This window comes from Bacteroides sp. NSJ-48 (assembly GCF_014287405.1).
Lineage (GTDB): Bacteria > Bacteroidota > Bacteroidia > Bacteroidales > Bacteroidaceae > Bacteroides > Bacteroides stercoris.
Map to the genome: position 1 here is coordinate 123,982 of NZ_JACOOD010000007.1, position 18,512 is coordinate 142,493.

General features: G+C 39.5%; 12 protein-coding genes, 1 rRNA gene and 1 pseudogene. 3 read left to right on the forward strand and 11 right to left on the reverse strand.

The window, feature by feature from the left end; all coding sequences use genetic code 11:
• The first annotated feature begins 249 nt into the window (after positions 1 to 249).
• Both H8S52_RS05375 and H8S52_RS05380 read left to right on the forward strand, forming a co-directional pair.
• Complete coding sequence (locus H8S52_RS05375) at positions 250 to 987, forward strand: ion transporter (RefSeq protein WP_005653820.1); 738 nt, start codon at positions 250 to 252, stop codon at positions 985 to 987.
• 31 nt (positions 988 to 1,018) lie between these two features.
• Positions 1,019 to 1,654, forward strand: a complete 636-nt coding sequence (locus H8S52_RS05380) for a porin family protein (RefSeq protein WP_128129018.1) — start codon at positions 1,019 to 1,021, stop codon at positions 1,652 to 1,654.
• A gap of 1,085 nt (positions 1,655 to 2,739) precedes the next feature.
• On the opposite strand, the gene H8S52_RS05385 is transcribed toward H8S52_RS05380, so the two are convergent.
• Positions 2,740 to 3,219, reverse strand: a complete 480-nt coding sequence (locus H8S52_RS05385) for a hypothetical protein (RefSeq protein WP_237975107.1) — start codon at positions 3,217 to 3,219, stop codon at positions 2,740 to 2,742.
• Here H8S52_RS05385 and H8S52_RS05390 point away from each other — a divergent pair.
• A pseudogene (locus tag H8S52_RS05390) lies at positions 3,219 to 3,707 on the forward strand (mobilization protein); the annotation flags it as partial. The gene H8S52_RS05385 and the pseudogene H8S52_RS05390 sit on opposite strands and share 1 nt — an antisense overlap.
• Positions 3,708 to 4,071: 364 nt before the next feature.
• Here H8S52_RS05390 and H8S52_RS05395 read toward each other — a convergent pair.
• From H8S52_RS05395 to H8S52_RS05440, 10 genes are all read right to left on the reverse strand, one after another.
• Complete coding sequence (locus H8S52_RS05395) at positions 4,072 to 4,353, reverse strand: helix-turn-helix domain-containing protein (RefSeq protein WP_061411626.1); 282 nt, start codon at positions 4,351 to 4,353, stop codon at positions 4,072 to 4,074.
• Positions 4,354 to 4,473: 120 nt separating this feature from the next.
• Complete coding sequence (locus H8S52_RS05400; RefSeq protein WP_151856036.1) at positions 4,474 to 6,141, reverse strand: RNA-binding domain-containing protein; 1,668 nt, start codon at positions 6,139 to 6,141, stop codon at positions 4,474 to 4,476.
• A 291-nt stretch (positions 6,142 to 6,432) separates the two neighbouring features.
• A 5S ribosomal RNA gene (rrf, locus tag H8S52_RS05405) occupies positions 6,433 to 6,541 on the reverse strand.
• A 10-nt stretch (positions 6,542 to 6,551) separates the two neighbouring features.
• Positions 6,552 to 8,174: an AAA family ATPase gene (locus tag H8S52_RS05410; protein WP_061411624.1), complete on the reverse strand. Its 1,623-nt coding sequence runs from the start codon at positions 8,172 to 8,174 to the stop codon at positions 6,552 to 6,554.
• A gap of 1 nt (position 8,175) precedes the next feature.
• Positions 8,176 to 8,814, reverse strand: coding sequence for a hypothetical protein (locus H8S52_RS05415; protein WP_081106176.1), 639 nt, complete (start codon positions 8,812 to 8,814; stop codon positions 8,176 to 8,178).
• A gap of 2 nt (positions 8,815 to 8,816) precedes the next feature.
• Positions 8,817 to 11,255, reverse strand: a complete 2,439-nt coding sequence (locus H8S52_RS05420; RefSeq protein ID WP_061411622.1) for a hypothetical protein — start codon at positions 11,253 to 11,255, stop codon at positions 8,817 to 8,819.
• Positions 11,252 to 15,175, reverse strand: a complete 3,924-nt coding sequence (locus tag H8S52_RS05425) for a DEAD/DEAH box helicase (RefSeq protein ID WP_061411620.1) — start codon at positions 15,173 to 15,175, stop codon at positions 11,252 to 11,254. The genes H8S52_RS05420 and H8S52_RS05425 overlap by 4 nt, the downstream gene beginning before the upstream one ends.
• A gap of 41 nt (positions 15,176 to 15,216) precedes the next feature.
• Entirely contained in the window at positions 15,217 to 15,642 is a 426-nt protein-coding gene (locus H8S52_RS05430; protein WP_061411618.1) for a hypothetical protein, read from the reverse strand.
• 117 nt (positions 15,643 to 15,759) lie between these two features.
• Positions 15,760 to 17,142 carry a MobV family relaxase gene (gene mobV, locus H8S52_RS05435; protein ID WP_061411616.1) on the reverse strand — a complete coding sequence of 461 codons (1,383 nt, stop codon included), beginning with the start codon at positions 17,140 to 17,142 and terminating at the stop codon, positions 15,760 to 15,762.
• A gap of 201 nt (positions 17,143 to 17,343) precedes the next feature.
• On the reverse strand, positions 17,344 to 18,414 hold the full coding sequence (locus tag H8S52_RS05440) for a DUF6371 domain-containing protein (protein WP_061411614.1): 1,071 nt from the start codon (positions 18,412 to 18,414) through the stop codon (positions 17,344 to 17,346).
• Positions 18,415 to 18,512 lie beyond the last annotated feature (98 nt).

The following is an 18,512-nucleotide window of genomic DNA, read 5'->3' on the forward strand; positions in this document are numbered from 1 at the left end:
CTGTATACAGTAAGATTAATATTGATATTTCCAGCAAAAGTATTCACTTTTTCCGATTAGTAGCCTATGAATGTTTTTTATACCATGTTTTATTTTTCAAACAATAAATATATTGCTACCTTCGTTTCTGCATTCGGACAAGGTTTTGTTTTTTGGGTTGAAAACATTGGGCAGAACCATGTACCGTACAATAAAATTATTAAACTAAAAAAAACGACGGAACAAAGCTCGCATACAAATTTATCCGTAATGAAACTTTATATATTGATACAGCGCTTTTTAGGGAGAAAGTATGTACATTATTTCGTACTTTTCTTTATCCTTATCTCCATTGCAGCAATCATCGGAAGTTCGTATGAGGAAATGGCCGCATACAGGTTGCCTCTATTCGGAGTGACCTATGTATCCTCTTTCGTATTTTTAGTGGAGTATATAGCCCGTATCTTATCCGCACCGGCACTTTATCCCGGCAGAAAGGCTGTGAAAGCACGTCTGAAATACACATTCTCTTTCTATGGATTTGTAGATTTCGTAGCTGTGCTACCTTGTATCCTTACCTATATATATTGGGATACGGAAGTGGTGCATGTCATCATCCTGCCTTATATTTTCATCATTTTCAAACTGATACGGCACTCTCGTTCTTTCCGGATTATCGGTCGGGCGCTCTCAGCCGTAAAAGAGGAACTTGAAACTGCATATACTGCAAGTTTCATCACTATCTGCTTCTCGGCTATCCTCATGTATTATATCGAAAGAGGTGCTCAGCCCGAAGTTTTCAAAAATATCGGAGACGGAATATGGTGGGCTATCATCACATTTGCCACCGTAGGTTACGGAGACATTTATCCGGTTACGCCTTTAGGGAAGTTGCTGGGATGTATCATCTGCCTGGTAGGCGTGGCGATGGTAGCCATTCCTACCGGTATCATCAGTTCTTCTTTTATCAACATTATACAAAAAAAAGAAAAGGAAATTTCAAAATAACAACCTAACTGATTTTAAACTTATAATTATGATGAAAAAAAGTGTTTTAACCGTTTTATTTGCGCTGTTTTGCACGATGAGTTTTGCGCAATTGTCTTTCAATGTAAAAGCCGGTCTTAACCTCAGCAGCTATATCGGCGACAACTCGGATCACTCCAAATTCAAACCCGGAGTACGTCTTGGTGTCGGAATGGAATATCAGTTCACCGACATCATTTCCTTGCAACCTTCACTGTTTTTCTCGCAGAAAGGTGCAAAGTATTCGGAAGGATACGAAGGTATCGTGGATGCTGATGCAGATGTAAAAATCAACCAGCTTTATCTGGAACTCCCCATCAATGTACAATTCCGCTTCAACATTGCAAACAACACCAACTTAGTGGTTGCGACAGGACCATATCTTGCCTGTGGCGTAGGTGGAAAAGCTAAATTCGACGGCGAGGCCTCCATTGGTAATGTCGATATAAATGCTGACAAGAAAATTGACACATTCGGTGATGACGGACTTGGATACAACCGATTTGATGCAGGATGGAACATCGGACTAGGCGTAGAATTCGGACAAATTCTGGTAGGGCTTGACACCCAACTCGGATTTTGCAAGATCATGGATGGAAATGCCCCACACAATGCGAATATAGGCATTACCGTAGGATACAAATTTTAAAACTACTCTCTTTACATATTTCCTGTATAAAAAAGAGTCTGCTGTTAAAAAACGGCAGGCTCTTTGTCGTATATAATTATTAGTATCTTATCTGAATACTATTTTTTGTGCATATAGAATACATTCATGCTCAATTCTCATTAAATGCCTTTTAATAACCATTCAAACAGTATTAAAAATGAATAACAAAATTGCCGTTGTTCTTGTATTAGCAAATGTAAAATACTCACTAAACGATTTGGAAAAGCATTACAAGACGTTTTGCGGTTTATATTTAGTTGCATTTTCAGTAGTCCTAAAAAAGCAACTGAATTTGCACCTGACATACTTCTCAGAAACACTACATCTGCTTCACCTCAAACAAACAAAAAGCCCTAATTCCGTTGAGAATCAGAGATTTTCCTAATTTTGCTTTCTTGAGAAGCGGTGCGTACGAGACTAACGGAGTTCATAATTACTTGTGACATTCAGTAAGTTACAAAACTTCTCCCCCAAAAGCCCCAATCTTGCACCTACATAGCTTCTATGTTTTTCCAATAGGAATTTAGCTTGTTCCAACAATATAAAGATAGGTGTTTTGAACAATACAACCATAAACCATGTGAAATATTTAACAATATATCTCAGAGAGCATTTTGGATTTATCATTTAATTCTAATTCTATTGAGAATTGTATTATCATTTAAGTATATCATGACTCGGAAAGTTTTCCCATCTATCATTTATATCTCCATCATCCATTGTATGCGTCCTTCCATCTGTGTGGCAGCATTTGTAACAGCTCCTCATAAATTACCTTCTGCATATATGACATTCTTACTACGTCATTCAGGTATCTACATAAGGTTACTTTATGCGCCTATGCATGTAGTCAATAACGAACAGATGCACTCATGTTAACCATCGCCTAGTAATCACTGTAAAGCAGGTAGTACTTTCTGTCCAATATGAGGGGGGATGACATTTTCTGCCAGATTATTATCAATACGGATGTCCATCCTGTAGGTACCTCATCATGTTCTCTCAGCGGGTATAAGCATAGAACTACCGCCTTTCCTGTCAGATAGTTCGGACTGACAATAATGTTATAACACCAATATCAACGTTTTATTATTCTCTGATAGTATTGGATGCTCTTTATCGAAGATATCCGAAATAAGTTGTTGCATAATATCTTTCTTCTCTAAAGGCTCTCCATCTGTCTTTGTTATCACAATTTTTGTTTGTTCTTCTGTTGTTACCATTAATTTCAGCAAGTAGTTTACATTATTCCCGCCTATTACGGCTATTTCAACCTGTCTGGTAAAGTTGAAATTTCGAGAAACGGTATCTTGTCCGTCCCTAAAGATGTTAATGTATGTTTTAGATTGACGTTTGAAACTATCTAACACTTGCTTGACAGATTCGCTATTTACCTGATATTTATCTTTAAACTTGCATTCAAAAAATTCTCCATCTAATGCACATTCAATACTTTCGAAAGTGTATGTATTACTAGGCTTTGTATATAGTTCTGTTATACTCTTTCTACCCCATTCTTGCGCATCATCACATAGAATAAGCAAGAAAGAGAATTGTGGATCTGCAAAAGCAGGTGCAAGCCGAACAGAGGGAGCAGACAAAAATGGAAAACCGCCACAACAGCGAGATAAACAAGATAGACCGGAGCTACCAGCAAAAAATCAGGGAATACGACAACAGGCTGGAACAGATAGACACCTATTTCCCTATCGTAACGGAACTGCTGCCCATAGCTGAACAATGCCGGGAAGTGGGGTTTACCGAGGAACTGACAAGGCGGATTGTCAGCCTACAACCCGCGGAGTTCAAAGGAAGGCTCTATTCGAAAGAACACAAGGAGAAGTTCAGGACGGAGCACTCGACGGCAACCGTGGAGAAGAACCCGCAGGAGAAAGGAAAATTCCGGCTGTGCATTGACGACATGCCCATACTCGAATGGTTCAGAATGAAGTTTCAGGAACTCAAAGAAAAGCTGGGTATAAGCCACACCCAAAAAGAAGAGAACAGACCGAAAAGAGGATTGAGGATATAAAACGTAATAGAAAATAAGGGGTTTTGGTTTCATTTATTCAGCTGTTTTTCATATTTTTGTATTGGATTGAATATGCTCTTTCCAAGACATAGTTAGAATTTTTAGAAGCGTTATGCTTATCTTGTAGATGAAAACGTAGGAAATTTTCAAAGAGCACAAGGATAGCATAGTGGTTCTCACGCTATAGGCGTGGGCGGCTATATCCATATCTGTACTCAAGGTATTTTCCTACGACCTTCATCTAAGACGTGGCATGCAGTTCCACGCTTGAACCGAATATCGCAATTTAGTAATTTGAGTATCAAATAATAATGTCGGGAATTAGATTATTATGATACCATATAGTTCCCGACAATTGTAAGCGTTAGCCTATTCTTTTTTGTGCAACCTCTATCGCATCGTGTTTTAATTCGTCTTCATCCTCTACCGCATCTAATACTTTGTCTGCTAACCATAGAGTGAGAAGTTCATTTTTATCTATATTGAAATATTCTGCCAATTGTATTACTTGTGTCCGTTTAGCTCGTCTGTCTCCGCGCTCTATTTTGCTGAACATCGGAGTATCTATTTCAAGTAGTGCAGCCAATTGTCTTTGCAGTACTCCGTGCTCTGCTCTTAATTCTTTTATTCTTTCTCCTAATAACATACTTCTTCAATTTACGAATTTGACATGAGTTAATCGTATTTCATTATCCGCTATAATATGACGGAATCCGTTATAATTTCCGCTATAATTGGAATAAACCGTCAAAATCTTCTGTTATGACTATTCTTTTAAGAACCATATCCGTCCTTTTGCGTAAATAAGTTTATCCACACTTAATGCGCTAAGTATATCTCCTAAAAGTCTCAATTGCTGTTCATGCGTCTTAACTTGCGGCATTACATCTTTGATATATTCATAAATACTATCACGTTTCGCTCCATCTGTACCGGCATTCTTAAGATACTGCAAAATCATCTGTTTCATTTTCTCCTTATCAAGTCCTTTCTGCTTAGTATAACCCTGCAGTTGATTAGTGGCCTTTGCAATCCCTAAAGATATTGTATAATTGGGAGCTTCGCCCTCAATAAGTCCTCTGTTTAGTAAATTCTGCGCAACATCCTCATGAATAGCTCTGCCCTTTTGGACTGCATCTAATGATATGCAGTCCCATAAGGTCAGTGAATCGTTGGTTTTGAGTAAATTAGTATATTGTTTATTTATTTCATTGCCATAAATGCGTACCGACACTTTTCTGTTTTTAGCGTCAATTTCATAATCAGGCATTGGAAAATGGCGACGCCATTGTTCATTAAACATTTTCTTGATACCTCTACTTACTGTGTCTATCATGTTGAAATCAACCATTGCCCTACAAAGACACTCATTGCGGAAATATGCTTGAGGCTCTTCATTTGTTAAAGCATTTTCCAAAGTACCAGGAATGAAACTCCCTGCATTGGAGTAATAAAGGTAAGTCGGATTTTCTACAAAATTGATTCGCTGCTGCATCGTGTAATCTTGATGGGCAATGCAGTTATGAAGAGCTTCACGGATAGTATAGTCGTCATATTGCTTCATCGTGTCTGGGAAGAGCGTGCCTCCCGGCATTTCACGCATGGTTAGATTTTCAATCTTTGATAAGATCTCATCTACGGTTAATATAAATGGCACGGTGAAGTGTTCGTAATCCACAACATCTTGCTTTTCATCCCGTCTCGTCCAAGTCACCTGAACAACAGCTGGACGTAGCTTGAAAGCGGATTCATATTTACCAAGAAGAATAATTGCAGCACGAGTGATTCCTCCGTTCTTCATTATGCCGCACTTGCTCAAGAATGTTTCCACTGTCCATGCATTTACTTCGGCTTCAGGGATTCTGCTGTGTACTTTCTTGAACATCATACGAGCTTTAGCTATGGCAACTTCATCAAGGTCGTCAATCGTTGCATCAGATACAATTTGTGCCGACCAATCCGTTTCACTGAAAATCGGTTCATCAAGAATTGCACTCGTGCGTTCAGTAGTCATTGCTACGAGAGAATCCTCTATTCGTTGCCATGCCTTATTATGAGCAAACACGGGTCGTTTGGGTAGATGTTTGGGAATATGTATAACCCATACTTTACGATTAGTATCATCTGTGATAAACTCATCTATATATAAGTCTTCTGTTGAAAGATTTACGCATCTTTCTGCTAGACGCAATATTGCCTTTTGCTTATCATAGTTATAAGTGTCCGTTCCAACAATCTCCAATGTCTTGTCATGAACGCCTATCACTAAATCTCCTCCCTCCATGTTGGCGATAGCCGACACATAGGAAATAACATCATTCTTTTCGTCCCCACAGAACGAGTTCTTAAGATTCTTAAATTCCTTCCATTCGCAGCGAGTGTTCTCCTGTGGGTACTCGCGGAGAAGGTATTGTTGTAGTTCGAGTTCGGTCATAGAAATATAAATTAAATAGAGCCTTTTACCCTCTTGCTCAGGAGGTCCCATTAAAGAAAGATTATTAGTAATAGACCAATTGTTGACCACCAAATTAGATCTGCAAAATGCTTACCCATCTGCTTCTAAAACTCTTCCTTAAACGGGGATGGCTTTTTTGAACCAGCCCCTTTGTCTTGGGACTGTTCAATCTATATGCCACCGATGTTAATAAAATAATTTTTATTAAACATAGTTTTATACATTTTGAATTATTCTTGCATCACACGTTATCATCCCTGTTTGCTTCCGGGCTGGCATTTACCTACTCTCCCGCATTTGCAGTACCATCGGCATAAACGTTTCTCACTTCTCTGTTCGGAATGGAAAGAGGTGGGGCAACGCTATTATAAACACCAAATTTGTTCTCATTATTTATTCTCTTTAGAGTTATTCAAGTTAAATGACCTTTCCAATTCCAACTCTGGACGAGTTAGAAGAATTGGCATTTCCTTCTGTTCCTCTTCCCTTACAATAATTGAAGCATTCTTTGCTCTCGTTGCTGCCCAATTTCTAAGCGCAGCAATTTGCTCTTTCATCGTTGTTGATAGTGGAACAGTTTTTGAAATTGCATCTACCAAGTGCTTACTCTGTAATTGGGGGGTGTCAGGCGCCTCTACATAGGCTGCAAACATAGCTTCCTTAATGCATTCTTCTATTTCTGCACCATTGAAACCTTCCGTTTTTTTGCCAAGCATTTCCATCGGGTATTGAGATGGATCTTGTCCTTTCTTTTTCAAATGGATGGCAAATATGTTTTCGCGTTCTTTCTGGCTTGGGAGATCTACAAAGAATATTTCATCGAAACGACCCTTTCGCAACAATTCTGGTGGCAGGAGATTGATATTATTTGCGGTAGCTACGACAAATACAGGAGAAGTTTTCTCTTGCATCCATGTAAGAATTGTCGAGAATATTCTTGAAGTTACTCCGCCGTCAGTCACCCCGCTTGATTGCACTCCATTCAACCCTTTTTCTATCTCATCAATCCACAATACACATGGTGCAACTGCTTCTGCTGTTGCAATCGCTTTACGAATATTGTCTTCACTACTTCCGACCACCCCCTGAAAAACTTTACCTATATCAAGCCTTAGCAAAGGCATATTCCAAAACGAAGCAATTGTTTTTGCCGTCAGACTTTTTCCACAACCAGGAACACCAAGTAAAAGCAATCCTTTTGGTTCTTGTAAGTCAAAATCTCGTGCTTTCTTCTCATAAGCCTTTTTCCTCTTAAAAAGCCAATCTTTGAGTACTTCCATACCCCCTACATCTTTCAAATTCTCATTCTTGGGAAAATAATCAAGAATACCTGACTTACGAATAATCTGTTCCTTTTCCGATGATACTGTATAAGGTGCGTTTTCACCTAAATCATCCTTTACTGCTGCCAAACAAAAAGCGAGATCTGCTTCCATTGAAGTCATTCCTAATGCAGCATCAACCATTCGGTTTCTCATTTCTATAGTGAGGTTGATTTTGCATTGTCTTTCAACCACACCGAGGGTTTTCTCCATATCCCCTCTATTTGGTAAAGGAATGTTCAATACGGTTACATATTTCTCAAGTTCAATAGGCAGTTTGTAAACAGCTGATAACACAATGGCGTGAGAGTTAGTATGTCTTGCTTTCTCAGCAATTGAACGTATGTAAAATTTTACATTCTCTTCTTCAATGTAATTGTTAAAGTCCTCCAAAACAAATATATCCTTACTGGATTCTCTATCATTAAGAATATATTTAAGAGTCTCTTCTGGCTCCACAATTTCTTCTCCATCCCTATTTTTAACAAGAAATTGGGTGACACCCTCTATTAATCTAAGTCCATCAACGCAGTTCCAATTGAACAAACGCACATTCTTATTCTCTGATCTAAGAATATTGACTATCCCTTCAATCTTTTGTTTTGTTCTGTCATATTCGTAGCTCGTAAGATATAATACTGGGTAATATGCCTTAAGCATATCTTTGATTTTTGAATATATAGCTTCCATGTTATTTTTGTCCTATAGATTGCGTATTTACTCGACGTGGTTTCATTTTTGCCAAGTATTTAGTAGGGATGTTTTCTTTTTTAGTCATGACTCTCTTATTTCCCAACAATTGCTCTAGTATATCCATTGCATCATGAGCTCTCTCATTTACATCATTAGGAAGGTAGTCAGAATCTGTTACAATGGTGCCATCCTTTAAGATGATAAATTTGATTTGCGCAACAGGTTCATCCTCGTTTTTGTCTTTTGAGCGTCCGACCATAAAGAAACTATAAACTTCCTCTGTGGTTGGTGCAAAACGATCGTTGGACTTATAGGTGAATCCTTTTTTCTTAAATTCTTGCACTAATGATTTTTTTGCATATTCCGCATTAAGTGCATAGAACTGATTTTGCAATTCTTCCACCTTTTGTTCTGCATTAGGCATATAATACGTATTATATGTAACTTCATTAGTTGCGAGGTTAACTTTTAATGCATATTCTCCATATAATTTGCTTCCTTGCTTAGCATCTGTTACTAATAACTCATTCCCTTTAATGGAATATGACCACCCAAGGGCGTCGCATGTGGACTTTAAGATGTCCACATGCATCACCTTTGGGTTGCGTACAAATCTAGAAGATTCGAATCTTGACATAACTATTTTATTTTATATTTTGTTGCAATATCCAATATCTCTGTTGAATACAAGAATGTTTTGCTTCCATCCCATCTTGACACACGATTTACGTGACCATTAATGAATTCCATAAGTTCTGCATTTACATCAAATTTCTCGAATTGGAATTGAACCCCCTCAAGATCAAATATGATTCGTTTCTGAACTTCATTGTAGATAATGCTTAGATTATCGAAATCTTCGCACTTCTTGATAACCCTACGAAGAGAATTCTGGACATCCGCAAGTCCCATTTTCTTCTCTATATGGAACTTAATTGCACAAGCCAAAACATTTGCACCGGCAAGAACCTTGAACAACTTGTCAACATTCTCGAGACTGAGATTCGTTGGAGAGCACATTTTCTTAGCTGTATTCACAGATTCCATAGTTATTCGATCGCCTTGGCTACCGTCCATTGCATCAGATACCAACACCTTTATTTCTGAGATAGAGACGTTTTTAGAATCAGAAAGCACAGACAAAGACTTTGGGGTTTTAGGCTGAATAGTTGAACATGTATTTTTTTGTGTCTTACCTGGGAAAATTTTCTTATCAGGTATGACATTAAGTAATTTTTGGTTATTATCCAGCAACTCTAAAATAGATGGATCATCAATTGCGTTGGTAGAGAGTTCTTTTAATATGTTCTCTAAAGAAGACTTGTACTTCTTCTTGTCTTTCGCATTAAGGCCTCCCATATTAGACGCAGCCACCAACTCATGACCGATTTTGGTAAGTTGCTTGTAAAGATTCTCCTTTAGGAATCCCAGGATCTTTTCCTCAAGCAAATCTTCAATCGGACTAAATAGCTTATGAATTTCTGGGTTATCAATACCTAAGAAATAATCTAAACGCTCATTTTTATAGTTATTAAGAGATTCAATATCAAGATTTTCAATTTCTTTCATAATTCTTGACGCATATATCTCAGCAAACTCCAGTTGAAAATCTGCATATTTGTTTTTTGCAACTGTATGATGAGCTAACGTCATTTCTTCTCTTCGAACATGCTTCTGTTGTTCAGACACAGAGAAAGACAAGACATTAAAACTTCCTGAGAATAAAACCTTCTGATTTCCTTTAACCTCAATTACATTCTTAAGATGAAACTCTGGCAATTGTACATAGAAGAAGTTTGGATATTGATTATCTAATTGCATAATACCAGGTTCTACCTCTTCGTCCATCATTGGCTTTCCGTCATTATTTGACGCGGGTTCAGAATAAGCGATAAAAACTCTCTTGTTTTCATCCTTCAAGAAATTTTCAATCAATGGACCTCGGTCATGCATAAATGCCCCTTTTCTAATCCATGGACTAATAAGCCAAATCTCATCAGGGTCGTCCTCATTAAAAATCTTTTGAAGTTCCAGTTCAAAAGACAAAGAGTCATAAAGAGCCTTTTTATGCAATCTTTTTTTATCCGAAGATGAGTTTGTAGTGATTGATAGAGCTTGTATGTTGGAAGAATCTGCATTTTGAGCATTTTCTTCTTCAATGACAAGTTGTTTTTCTGCTTCTTTAATATCCTCAGAAATCTCAGACTTTGCAACTTCTACAGCGTCACCTTCAAGGACAACAGTTTCTTCATCAATTTCACATTCGAACTTGATACAATTCTCAAGCAGTTCAGACATTAACTCTGCATTTGAATTGATTTGCTCAGACATGGTGGTATTTAATGCATTGGTGTTTTCATCGAAAACGAATGCACGTACCTGATCTGATGAAGCTACACTTTGAACAAAACAAACATACACTTTGTAACTTGCCTCATGGCCTTCACTCCAAACTGCACTTTCCAACTGATAGCGATTCTGTGGGAAATGTACATCCTGTGCCTGATATTCTGCAAATTGTTTAATCTGGTCCAACGTGAGATCGAGATTATCACAAGGCGTGTTGATTTCAGTAATTTTGGAATTATTATCGCCTATACAATTTTTGATATTTAGCCAAGACATATGGGATTTATCTACGTAAATATCAAAGGTTTTGGAATAGGTATCAGGACGTTCTCCTTTATCAGCATATGTACGTCCAGCATCTGTAAGTGCTATACATGAATCGTCACCTTCGATGGCATTAAACCCACGAAGCGTTTCTATTGCAGTACGTAATATAGTCTGTTCGGCCTTATCATTGACAACATCCAATCCTAAGATAAGACCAATCTTATCGAAGGAGGATGTTTCATCTACAAGAAGGATGCCGACAATTCCTTTTTCTATCGATGTGATTTTAGCTGGTCTTTGAGTCTTTCCTGCATAAGTAGCTTTTACAAAGTTGATATCGTAAGGAATATATCCAAAGATTCTTTCAGAAATCTTCTTTTCTTCGAAGACAGCCTTTGCAATACGAGTTCCTATAGGCTCTAGGGTCTTCTTAGGAGCAGTATTATTATGTTTCTTGTTCATCTTACAGCATCTTTAAGTTGTTCAAAACTAAATGTTTCCATATTTGCTATGGAAGCAGCATAATTACTGTTACTTTCAAATTGTCGTTTATTGCCAACTACAATAAGAAGACGCTTAGCACGCGAGAATGCAACATTTATACGTTCTATCTCTTTAGCAAAGCCTATGTTGTTCTTTGCATTACTTCTTACTGTAGAGACAATAACAATGTTTCGCTCCATGCCTTGAAATCTGTCGACTACATCACAAATGTATTCTCCTTTGTTTATGTGTTTGTTATACCTATAGTCATATTTTTTCTTAATCTCACGGTTTTGAGCACTATAGAATGTAATGATACCTATCTCCTTGTCTTCAGGTTTCTGCTGCGCATTAACAAATTCAGAGTAGCCATCAGCTTGTTGCAGAGCCTTAAGAACCAAATCAATGGCTTTAAGTTCTCCTTCATTCTTGTAGCCAGGATTCAAATATGATTCTGGTGTGTGAACATCAATCCAAACAGCATGAGTGCTAGGCTGGATAATTGGGTTTAGCGTAATCCCATGCCATCTACTTCCCTTATTTTCTAAATCAGGTATATCCATGGAGTCTGTTATACCACATTTCAAACCACCTGTTGCAGCAAGTTCTTCTTGATAGAACTGTTTAATAGTATTCATGATTTGTTCATGCATACGATATTGTGTATCCAATGTAGCAACAATGGTCTTTCTAACTTTTGCTGCTGCTTCAAAAAGGCGTTTAAACTGAGATTCAGCCTTTTGTAGCTTTTCTGCAATATCTTTTTTGCCAATCTTTTCAAGAGCACTATCTATGGTGTTCTCATCCATCATCGGAGGTAACTGCTTATGATCTCCAATGACAATGATTTTCTTACCTAAAACAAGAGGTACTGCCATTTCTAATGGCGTTGCTTTACTTGCTTCATCCATTATTACAACATCAAAGAACATATCAGTTCGCTCGTTACCGCCAAACATGTCAGAATATGATTCCATAAAATCACGCGAACCGCATATGCTACATGTTGCAGCAATAAGATTTACATTGCTCTTATATAACCGACTAAATTCAGTTCGTGAATGCTTGTCTTTGATTTCAAGCTCTTCCTTCCAAGAGCTTATCGCTGACAAATATTTAGGATCATTAGAAATCTTGGATACAATTCTATCCATCCAAATCTTTGCAGCATTATCATTACATTTTGTTGCGTCTTGGCTCCACGTGTCAATAATTGATGTTGAAAAACGTAAAGCTTCAGGTGCAAGATTCTTGATTTTTCGCTCATCAAGACGGCCTAAGATACGAACAGGCCTAATGCCTGCTTGAGATTGCAAACGTTCAAGAGCATTATCAACAGCAGTGTTTGTCTGTGATGTAAGAAGAATTCGACAATCTGGATTTTTACGAATTTCCTGCCAAATGATTTCTGCAATAACTGTTGTTTTACCAGTACCTGGAGGGCCTTGGATGAGTGCAAGATCTTTTGCAAGAACAGATTTCGTAACAGCCTCAAGTTGTCTATCATTCAGATTTCCAATTTTATGAGAACGAATGTCCTCCATAGCTACATTAAGATCTACAATCGTTTCTCCTGCATATTTTGGATCAAAAATGAAATTTGGCAAGTTTGGATTAATAGGTCTGTGATTGTATTTGCTCTCTGGCTTTAAAATACGATTCATAGCCTTGCTTTGACGCATCAATTCCATAGTTTCACCCATAGCAGGAAATTGAATATAATCACCAGCTATAATCTTCAACTCTTTGGAAGACAATAACTCCAGAATATCTTCACTAGGCTCAATGATTGCATAGTCTCTAGTTCTTCGCACACAGTTTCCAATAGCAAGACTGTTTTTCTGGAGATATTGACGACGGCGGCGGCGAATAATACTTTCCTTTGAATATGGACTATGAGCCAGTTCTTCTTCATCCACTTCGCTCAATTTATCGTAACGAGAACCATTTATGTAATTTACATTCTCATTGCTGAAATCCGATTGTAGTTTGCGATCTAATTCCTGTAATAAAGAAAGATCTTCAGAAAGCGACCACTGGGTTATACCCTTATTATTACCGTCATACAGAATCTTTATTCCATGGATAGACGCAAGGGCTTCCTCGATAATTGTTTCAATGCTGTCTCTTTCGTCTATATCCTCGAAATTAAATGCAAATTTCAGTTCCTTAGCGTCCTTACTCAATTTGTTTGTGGTAAAATTACTACGCTTATCAGCTAATGCAACGTTGACCTTCTCGAACACACTTCTTCGGTACTCCTCATTCTCGCAAAGGAACTCGATTTTTGCAGTAGGTTGATATTCTGGAGCCTCTGCACAAATTGATTCATCAAGTTGTGCAAATATGTCTTCCTTTAGAGTTGAATAATCTTCCTGTGATTTTGGAGAGAATATTACACAAGACCGAGGTACATCAATTGAAAGAGAGGTCTTTCCGTAATTATTGAGTTTTAGCTCAGCAAGTACTGACTTTTCAATTTGTGGAGCAAATGCATAGTGATAAGTGCTGCTAATATATTGATTTGAGTAGTTCTTTCTCACTAAATTAAACAAACGACCAAGTTTGCCTAATTCTGAAGGATTATTGACAATCCATGTGTAGGCATTATTTTTAATGTTTGAACCTTCAATTTCAATATTCGTATCAATCTGTTTTGGAGAAACAGAAATCATACAACTTGCAAAACGCAGTTTTTTGAATATTGAAAGTTCTGTATCTAAAGGGCGCTTAGAAGTAACAACAAAATGTTTGCCATATAGAGTAACTTGCGCATCTTCAGGAAGATCATCTGAGAAACTATTTCTGCCGACAGAATCAGGAGAAGGAGTTAAAGGCATGACAAGCTTGGTTGTACATACAACTTCTGCAACTCCCTTGTAGTGAGTATCAACAATTTTCTGGAGGTAAACAATATCCTTGTCAGAAGTAAGAAGGAATTCTCCAGATTCATCTTTCTGTAGGTTAACGCCGAATTCAGTCAGTTCTGCATCAATAGAAGAAGTGATACCAGCAAGCTCTTCGGAATCGGAAATTATGATAATTTTACCACTAACGGTATTTGTTGGCTCTGAATCTGCCTGGTAACAATAGTCTCTACCAATGGCTTTTATACTCTCAATAGTATCTTCTGGGATTGATTGGTAACTATCAAAAGTAATTAGACATTCCCCATCGTCGATAGAAACGTTTGCCTCTGCTTCACACTTTCCTTTAAGTTCTTCAGTAATGGCATTGCTAAGATTCTGAACATAACTATCCATGTCAAAATCCAATTTAAGTAAACCTCCTTTTTGTTTGCTGACATGTTGGATTTTGATCAAGTCTCTCTTGTTTTCCAATAAAGCGTTAAGACCATCAAGATATGCCTGCCACATTTCCTTATCCTCTTCTATTTGAATCTCAATAGGGGGTATCGGAAGCGAGAAACAATCCTTCATGAATTGGGTGATTTCTTGAACATGACCAACCCAATAAGGACCAACTCCGTTTATCAATTTGAATGAATCCTCATATAAATCAACAAAACGGACTTCGCATTTTCTGACTATAAATTGGTCTTTTTCCTCAGGCAAGACCATATTCTTGAGTGTGAAATGAGGAGCCCGTAAGGTGTATTCATCCCTTGCTAATTGTGCAGTCATGCAAAAAGGAAGTTCATCGAACTTTATTGCGAGTTCTTCATACACCTTATTTCGTCCCTTTTGACGACGGTGAATAAGGTAGCATGTGTGGGTACCCGATAATTGTGCAACTGTATCTTCAAATGATACCGTTGCATCTTTGTCATGAAATTTGGCATCGTCACTGGTATATCTTACGAACAAAGGAAGAACTTCACTATCTTCAACGTTGCTATAGATATTGGATTCCGGCTGCCTGATGTCTAATTCTGCCATAACGAATTAATATTTTATAAACCCCAAAATGATAATTACTATTATTTTAAATATACAATACTAATATTTCTGTCATACATATCGAGCTGTGCTCGAGAAATGGCTCCATTTTCAATTAAAAGAGAGACGCCATAGTCTGCAAAGGAGGCTCCCATCATGTCAAAACCATAGCCTCGTAATTGTACAATATTGCCAGCCACATTTATTATATGCATACGTTTTGGAGCCATTTGCACATTATTTTGCCACAACGGATGTATTCCATCAAGATTATACATTGTAACTGTATAACCTTCATCCCCTTGAATGTTTTTTTCAATTACGAGTCGACGATTACATCCGTAGTTATGTCCAGATACATTTTGTCCATTTTGGAAACGTATATGATCAGAAGAGTCAAATACAACTTGTCCATTTGAAGGGTAATTATTTCCTTCTAAAAGGTATCTTACAAAAGAATTACTCATTGTTGGAACGATTTTTGAATTGTCAAATTTTGGACATAAAGATAAGAAAAAAATCTCATACGATTGTTAGAATAACGAAAAATTACATCTATTCTACTCCATAAAAGGTTTTTAGGCTTATTTTTTCCGATAACTTTGCTTGTTTTTCTGTTCACCCCACGGAAGGTCAGACGATGAGCCACCAGATCCAGTGCCAACATGAACTTCCGCCGGTCCTCCAGCGGCAAGGGTGAAAACGGCACCCAGCAATTCCGCCTGTTTTCCATTTACCTGTTCCTGCGGATCAAATACAGCGTTGACAAACTCCTCGTTCGTGATCTGGCCGTTGAAATGTCTTTGGGCCACATCATAGTCTATCTGGAATTTGATATTCTCAAAAAGTTCATCACCGACCCGTGTCCAGATGTGAAGCGACGGATTCCGATAGTTTGAGACATTGATACGTACAAGCTCGGCACCGGACGAGAGGCTGTAACGTTGGGAATTGGCCTTGCGGTCAAGCAAACTTATCTGCTTTCGCTGCCTGTCTATGAGTGCATCCTTCTCCTTGAACTGCCGTTCTGCTGCTTCCGCCTGATGAATGGCTTTGTCTATTTCTTTTTGATAGCCGTTTCGCAGTTTTCCGATTTCTGATTTATGTTGTTCCTGCAACCGTACCTTTTCTGCCTGAAGTTCCTCAATCTGTTTATTGAGTTCGGCAATCAGCCTGTCCTTGTCTGCCAGTTCCTTCTTTGTCTTGGCAAGGTCTCCCTTGCCGAACCACGCGAGGATGGTGTTCCTTCCTTCTTGCGCCTTCTCCACATCGGCCTGTAACTTGGCTATATCCTCTTCATACTGGATTACCTGCTGCCTGTAATATTCCGAGTTTGTCTGATGCTTGGCGGTAGAGCCGACAATTCCACGCTGCAACCCGAACGGTTTCATGGCCTTGGCATAGCTGTTCTGGTATTCATGCAATTTGGTACGGCGCATCACATCGTCCGCCGACAGGCGGGGTCCGGACTTCGTTTCATATTTCTTTTCGCCCTCCCGCTTCCTGCGGATACGCTCACCGGTTACTATGGGCACGACTGTGGCGTGCAGGTGCGGGGTCTTCTCGTCCATGTGCAGCACGCACGATACAAGGTTCTCGTTTCCGAAAGTTTCCCTTAGCCATTTAAGATTGGCATCGATCCAACTGTCCAGTTTGCCATCATTGGCAATTTTCATCATCTGCTCATGCGTTCCAGTCAGCATTACGCGTATTGCCTTTGTCTGGTTCTTGCTGACTTTGCGGCGTAGCCCGGCGGTCTCGATGCGGTGCTGTATCGCCTCGGTGCGATTGGACACGCCATCGGGAAATCTGACCAACTCACGGTTGAGATGTGTCCGGTCCGCATCAGCATTAACCGGCACATAAATCTTTCCCTTGGCATCCTTTCTTTCTATATGACATGACATTCCACTGTCATTGCCGCTGCCACGCTGCAGGTGGCAGACAGCGTATTGTGTATTACTCATATCTGTTCGTTATTTTATTGTTATTCTTGTTGTAAAATCCCGTCAGACAGCCGGAGGCACACCCGGGAGCCTGAGGAGTTCCCCGGCTTATGGGCTTTTTGACTGCCGGACGCGAAGCGGAGACGGTGAAAATGCCCTAATAAGCTACGGGATTTTACAACCCCTTTTTCACGGGACAGCGAGCTGTCCATTGCGCCTCCTTCATTCAATCTTTCCTACATCCACCAGTTCGAGTCCGAAAATGTCGATGAAGGTCTGCAACGCTGGATTGCGTTCTATCATCCTCGCGAGAACCATCTGTGGCGTGTCCTCCATCAGCAGGAAGTCGGCAATGTCCAGTCCCTGACTACGTTGTTCATCGGTCGCCATCTTCTCCAGCAGGTCGGAACAGGTGACACGCCTGCAGACAGCCTCCAGCATCGGCAGCCGTTGCCGCCATTCGTCGGTTGCCTTGAGATCGGGGAAAAGAATCACTTCGCGTTCTTTCAACACCTGCATGGCCTCACTGTTGAAACAGCCGTGCATTCCCCCGGTGGCAAGCCATACAAAATCAGGGATGAACAGGGCGGCAACCAGTGCCGTCTTCTCGCTTTCGACAATGGCTACAGGCTTGGCTGACATGGCAGCGGAAGTGTCCGAAAGCAGATGCTCACCGAACAGGCACTGCTTCAGGTGAAAATCCGGCACTTTTCTTACAGAATGGACCCAGTTGACTTGATTGAAAGGCTCTTTAATCCGGTGCCCGGTTACGGCATCGTAGCCCATAATCTTGCCTGCACGCACGTTACCCTTGACATCTATCTGCCATAACACGGTCGAACCGTTCCACATCCTTGACGTGCCGACTTTGTAAACATGGAACAACCTGCCGGCTTCCTCCTTTCCCGCCACTTTGGAGAAGTATCGGTACAAAGGGTTGATGTCGTACCCGCGCATGGATTGCTCCACCCAATCATAGGGAAGACAAGAAATCTCCGGTTCTTGTTCTGTTGGCGGTTGTTTGGCTGCATACCTTACTGCCGTAAATGCACTGCCATTCATTTTGTGGTCAGCAGATATTTCCCTTGCTGACGGATTGTCCCGGAAGTATTCTTTCGGGGAATAGTGATAGCCACAACTGTTGATGTGGTCGCATTTACCCACGTATCCTGGGAAAGAAATCTCTCCCGCCTCGTCGATATAACGGGTAAAGCAGGACTTCCTTCCGCATCCCGGACAGACGGTCTTGCTGCCCGGTTTGTATTTTTGAAGATGGAATCTATATTCGTTCATAATGTTGTCAATTACGTGTTTCTGCAAATGAAAACCGTCATTTGCAGTTTGCAGTTCTTGCAGTCTTGCAGGAATTTCCCCTTTTCAGTCCTCGAAAC